General features: G+C 68.2%; 6 protein-coding genes. 4 read left to right on the forward strand and 2 right to left on the reverse strand.

Annotated features, from left to right (window positions below; translation table 11 throughout):
* Together ACE3O8_RS12875 and ACE3O8_RS12880 are read right to left on the reverse strand one after the other, a co-directional pair.
* Positions 1-318 (reverse strand): GDYXXLXY domain-containing protein (locus ACE3O8_RS12875; protein ID WP_374390363.1); only part of this gene is annotated, 318 nt, incomplete at its 3' end.
* The gene (locus ACE3O8_RS12880) at positions 315-1,433 is read right to left on the reverse strand and encodes a DUF2157 domain-containing protein (protein WP_374390365.1); all 1,119 of its coding nucleotides are present in this window, start codon (positions 1,431-1,433) and stop codon (positions 315-317) included. The genes ACE3O8_RS12880 and ACE3O8_RS12875, both read right to left, overlap by 4 nt.
* Before the next feature lie 214 nt (positions 1,434-1,647).
* Here ACE3O8_RS12880 and ACE3O8_RS12885 point away from each other — a divergent pair, with 214 nt between their 5' ends.
* The 4 genes from ACE3O8_RS12885 (at position 1,648) to ACE3O8_RS12900 (ending at position 4,661) form a co-directional block, all read left to right on the forward strand.
* Entirely contained in the window at positions 1,648-2,268 is a 621-nt protein-coding gene (locus ACE3O8_RS12885) for a PEPxxWA-CTERM sorting domain-containing protein (protein WP_374390367.1), read from the forward strand.
* Positions 2,269-2,401: 133 nt separating this feature from the next.
* Positions 2,402-2,944 carry an ATP-dependent protease subunit HslV gene (gene hslV, locus ACE3O8_RS12890; RefSeq protein ID WP_374390368.1) on the forward strand — a complete coding sequence of 181 codons (543 nt, stop codon included), beginning with the start codon at positions 2,402-2,404 and terminating at the stop codon, positions 2,942-2,944.
* The gene (hslU, locus tag ACE3O8_RS12895; protein ID WP_374390370.1) at positions 2,944-4,275 is read left to right on the forward strand and encodes an ATP-dependent protease ATPase subunit HslU; all 1,332 of its coding nucleotides are present in this window, start codon (positions 2,944-2,946) and stop codon (positions 4,273-4,275) included. The genes hslV and hslU overlap by 1 nt, the downstream gene beginning before the upstream one ends.
* A 206-nt stretch (positions 4,276-4,481) precedes the next feature.
* Positions 4,482-4,661 carry a hypothetical protein gene (locus ACE3O8_RS12900; RefSeq protein ID WP_374390372.1) on the forward strand — a complete coding sequence of 60 codons (180 nt, stop codon included), beginning with the start codon at positions 4,482-4,484 and terminating at the stop codon, positions 4,659-4,661.
* Positions 4,662-4,681 lie beyond the last annotated feature (20 nt).

A 4,681-nucleotide genomic window follows, 5' to 3' on the forward strand; every position in this document is an offset into this window, starting at 1 on the left:
CGCGGTGGCCTGAAGATCCAGGGGGTGGGCGCTGGCGGGGGGGGCGGGGGCGATGGTGGCGACGACTGTGCCGCCCGCATTCGCAAGGCAGAGGCGGCATTGCGCGGGGTCGGTGCAGAGAGCTGCATCCCCGCTGAGTTGCCAGGCGTAGGCGAACTGGATGTAGCGGCCGCGCAAGGGGTCGCGCGGGTCATAGCCTTCGATCGGGATCCGCCATTCGGGGGCGGCCGACAGCGCCCGTTCATTCTGCCAGATGCCGGCTGCAAGCCACAGCGCGGGCAGGGCGAGGGCCGCGAGGAGCAGGGGGCGGCGCGTCATGCGGCGGCCTTCCGGCGCGTGACGATGCGGTGCCACAGCCAGCTGAGGCCGACGAGCAGCAGCCCGCCCGCGACCAGCCCGCCGCCGGTGGCGGCAAGCGAGCCGAAGAGTTCGATGTAGATGATGAAGATCCGGAGGCCGATCGCCGCGATGGAGACGGCGAACAGGCTGGTCCAGCCGGAGGCGGCGGCCCCGCGCGCCAGCGCCGACCAGAGCGCCATGAACACCGCGATCCCGGCGAGGCGGCTTGCCATGCCGTCCGGATGGGGGATGGCGAGCGCCAGCGCGAAGGCGAGCGGCGGGCCTGCGAGCAGCGGCAGCAGGATGGCGCGCGGAATGTCCGCCCGCTGCCAGCCCAGCGCCAGCGCGGCGGCCGAGGCGAGCGCGGCGGGCAGCAGGCGGATGGCGTTGTCGGCCGCCTGCGCCCCGGTGATGTTCGAGGCCCAGGCGAAATGCACGATGCTGGCGCCGGCCAGAAGGGCGACGATGCCGCCTTCCCGCAGCGCGAGGCGGAACCCGGGGCCGCGTTCGGACAGGACGAAGGAGAGCGCGACGAGGAGCGCGGGGACGGCCATCGCGGCCCCCTGCGCCAGCCGCCACCAGCCGCCGGCATCGATGCTGTCTGCCGCCATGGCGGCGGGGCCGAGAAGGGCGAGGCCCGAAAAGGCGAGGCCGGTGAGGCGGGTTTCGCCGGAGAGGAGGAGGGCAGGCCCGGCGATCGCGAGCCACAGCAGCAGCGCATGCCAGGCCGGGCCGGTGAGCTGATAGACCTGCGACTGGAGCGCGATCCCGGCCAGCACCAGCCCCGCGAACAGGAACAGCGCGCCTTCGGCGGGCCACAGACGGTGGCGGCTTTTCCAGTGCCAGTGCGCCGCCGCTGCACCCAGCAGCAGGGCCATGTGGCCGCCGAGCTTCACGCCGTGGGGGATGCGATCCCAGTTGGCGGAGATGAGGAGGATGATGCCCAGCACGACGGCGAACAGGCCGAGGCCGGCGATGGCCCAGCGGGCGACGGGCCGTTCGCGCGCGGCTTCATGGGCGCGGATCCGGTCGGCCGTCGGAAGGTCGATGAGGCCAGCCTCCACCCAGGCCTCAAGGCGGCTGTCGAGCGACATGGGCCTGTGGTGCCGCCTGTTGCGCGCCGGCGCAAGCCCTGCCGTTGCGCACAGGGTTAACGCTGTCGGCGGATTTGACGAACGGGGCATGGTAAACCGGAATTAATGCCCTGACTTCAATAGGATGATATGAAATTTTCGATTGGCCCGAAACTTGCTGGTTCCTGCGCGTGAGGTGCCGGACAGTCCGGCCTGCGAATATGGGAGTGGCTTTATGGTTCGTTTTCTGGCCTCGGTTGCGGCGCTGAGCCTGGTTGCGGCTGCGCCGGTTGCGGCCTCGGTCGTGATCGATTTCGACGACCTGCCCGCCGATGGCGTGGTGCCGACGGGCTATATGGGCGTGAACTGGGGCGGCGGCTTCAACTATTATGATGACTATCAGCCGCCCTTCAACGCGAAGTCCGGCGCGACGCGGATCTATGGCAACTACAATCTCTATCCCGGCGGCTTCACCGGCCAGATGCCGATCCTGCTGGGCGCGGGTTCGGTGTTCGACGGCGCCTGGTTCTCCGGTTATGATTTCAACAGCGTGACGCTGTCGCTTTATTCGGGCGGCGTGCTGCAGACGTCGGTGACGAGCGGTGCGCTTTCGGGGACGCCGCAGTATCTGGCGACCGGCTGGACCGGCGGCATCGACGAGATCCGCATCACCGCCAACGGCCAGGGCAATGGCTATTGGGTGGGCGACGATTTCACCTTCGACAAGCTGGTCGGTTACCAGGATGGCGGCGCGGGCGCCGTGCCCGAGCCGGCCACCTGGGCGATGCTGATCGCGGGCTTCGGGCTGGTGGGCGCCGCCGCGCGCCGCCGCCGCGCCGGATCCGTGCCGGCCTGAGCCGCACGACGGGTTGCACAAGGCGGGGGGTCGGCAGCGATGCCGACCCCCTCTCTTTTTCTGGCGCGCCGGGCTTCCTACATCTGCGCCGCAGGCCGCACCGTGCGGCCCGACGGAAAGGCAGATTTCCCTGATGAGCGAAATTCCCACCTGGCACGGCACCACGATCCTGGGCGTGCGGAAGGACGGGCGGACGGTGGTGGCCGGTGACGGGCAGGTGAGCCTGGGGCAGACCGTGATCAAGCCCAATGCGAAGAAGGTGCGCCGGCTGGGCGCGGACGGCAAGGTGGTGGGCGGCTTCGCCGGATCGACCGCGGACGCCTTCACCCTGTTCGAGCGGCTGGAAGCGAAGCTGGAGCGCTATCCCGGCCAGCTGACGCGGGCCTGCGTGGAGCTGGCGAAGGACTGGCGGCAGGACCGCTATCTGCGGCGGCTGGAAGCGATGATGATCGTGGCGGATGACAGCACCATGCTGATCCTGACGGGAACCGGCGACGTGCTGGAGCCGACCGACGGCATCGCCGCCATCGGATCGGGCGGCAACTATGCCTTGTCTGCCGCGCGCGCCCTGATCGACACCGACATCGACGCCGAGGCCATCGCCCGCAAGGCGATGGGCATTGCGGCCGACATCTGCGTGTACACCAACAACAACCTGACCGTGGAATCCCTTTGATGGATGCAATCATGAATCCGGAAATCGCAGGCGTTGCGGCGCTGACCCCCAAGGCCATCGTGGCTGCACTGGACCGGCATATCGTGGGGCAGACGGCGGCGAAGAAGGCCGTCGCGGTGGCGCTGCGCAACCGCTGGCGGCGGCAGCAGCTGTCGCCGGACCTGCGCGACGAGGTGACGCCGAAGAACATCCTGATGATCGGGCCGACGGGCTGCGGGAAAACCGAAATCTCCCGACGGCTGGCGAAGCTGGCCGAGGCCCCCTTCCTGAAGATCGAGGCCACCAAGTTCACCGAGGTGGGCTATGTGGGCCGCGACGTGGATTCGATCATCCGCGACCTGGTGGAGGAATCCATCCGGCTGACCCGCGACCTGAAGCGCGCGAGTGTGCGCGAGGCGGCGGAGGCCGCCGCGCTGGACCGGCTGCTGGATGCGCTGGTGGGCAAGGACGCCAGCGAGGCGACCCGCCTCGCCTTTCGCGACCGGGTGTTCGCCGGGCAGCTGAAGGGCAAGGAGGTTGACATCGAGGTGGAGGATGCCGGCGGCGGCATGCCGTTCGAGATCCCCGGCCAGCCCGGAAGCATGCAGATGATCAACCTGGGCGAGATGCTGAAGGGCATGGGGCCGAAGCGGACGAAGCGGCGCAAGATGCCCGTGGAGGACGCTTGGGAACTGCTGGTGAACGAGGAATCGGACAAGCGGCTGGACACCGACGACCTGACGCGCGAGGCGGTGAAGAACGCGGAAGCCAACGGCATCGTGTTCCTGGATGAGATCGACAAGATCGCCGTTTCCGACGTGCGCGGCGGCAGCGTTTCGCGCGAGGGCGTGCAGCGAGACCTGCTGCCGCTGATCGAGGGCACCACGGTCGCGACCAAATATGGCCCGGTGAAAACCGACCATATCCTGTTCATCGCATCCGGCGCCTTCCATGTGGCGAAGCCCGCCGACCTGCTGCCCGAACTGCAGGGGCGGCTACCGATCCGGGTGGAACTGGGCGGGCTTTCCAAGGCGGATTTCGTGCGCATCCTGTCCGACACGGAAGCCTCGCTCACGCGGCAATATGTGGCGCTGATGGGGACGGAAGGGGTGGAGCTGAGCTTCACGCCCGACGGGATCGAGGCGATCGCCGACATCGCAGCGCAGGTGAACGACCGGGTGGAGAATATCGGCGCCCGGCGATTGCAGACGGTGATGGAAAAGCTGCTGGAGGAGCTGAGCTTCGAAGCGGCGGACGGGCAGACGCGCACGCTGGTGGTGGACGGCGCCTATGTGGAGACGCAGCTGGCTCCGATCGCGCGGGACAATGATCTGTCGAAATTCATCTTGTAGGCGGCTGCGATTATGGCGCCGCCATAATTCGCAGACTCGCCGAAAAGACGGCCGGCTGAGCGGGCAATCTCTATTGCCCGCCAGTCCGACGGCGCGGCTTCGCCGTGCCCTTTGCCTTCAACTTCAATCTTCGGCCGGACTCGGCAGCTTTGCTGCCGGCCGGCTGTTTCTGATATGCCCGAACCGAACAGCCAGGATCTTCAACGATGGCGCAGGATTTTGTGCGGCACCGGCAGCCGTGGAAGCCCGACGAGCTGGCCAAGCTCAGGACACTCGCGGCGAAGGGCATGGGGCTGAAGGCAATTGCGAAGGCGCTGACGCGCAGCGAGGAATCCGTGCAGGACAAGGCGCGGGAAGATGGGTTGAAGATCGCCAAGTTGCGGTGAGGGCCGGCCGCGCGGCCTGG

The organism is Sandaracinobacter sp. (assembly GCF_041909755.1).
In the GTDB taxonomy this organism is placed as follows: Bacteria; Pseudomonadota; Alphaproteobacteria; order Sphingomonadales; family Sphingomonadaceae; genus Sandaracinobacteroides.

What these genes read in the sequence shown, in the direction of transcription:
- ACE3O8_RS12880 (WP_374390365.1), bottom strand. Translation starts at nt 1,433, where the DNA reads ATGTCGCTCGACAGCCGCCTTGAGGCCTGGGTGGAGGCTGGCCTCATC.
- ACE3O8_RS12885 (WP_374390367.1), top strand. Translation starts at nt 1,648, where the DNA reads ATGGTTCGTTTTCTGGCCTCGGTTGCGGCGCTGAGCCTGGTTGCGGCT.
- hslV (WP_374390368.1), top strand. Translation starts at nt 2,402, where the DNA reads ATGAGCGAAATTCCCACCTGGCACGGCACCACGATCCTGGGCGTGCGG.
- hslU (WP_374390370.1), top strand. Translation starts at nt 2,944, where the DNA reads ATGGATGCAATCATGAATCCGGAAATCGCAGGCGTTGCGGCGCTGACC.
- ACE3O8_RS12900 (WP_374390372.1), top strand. Translation starts at nt 4,482, where the DNA reads ATGGCGCAGGATTTTGTGCGGCACCGGCAGCCGTGGAAGCCCGACGAG.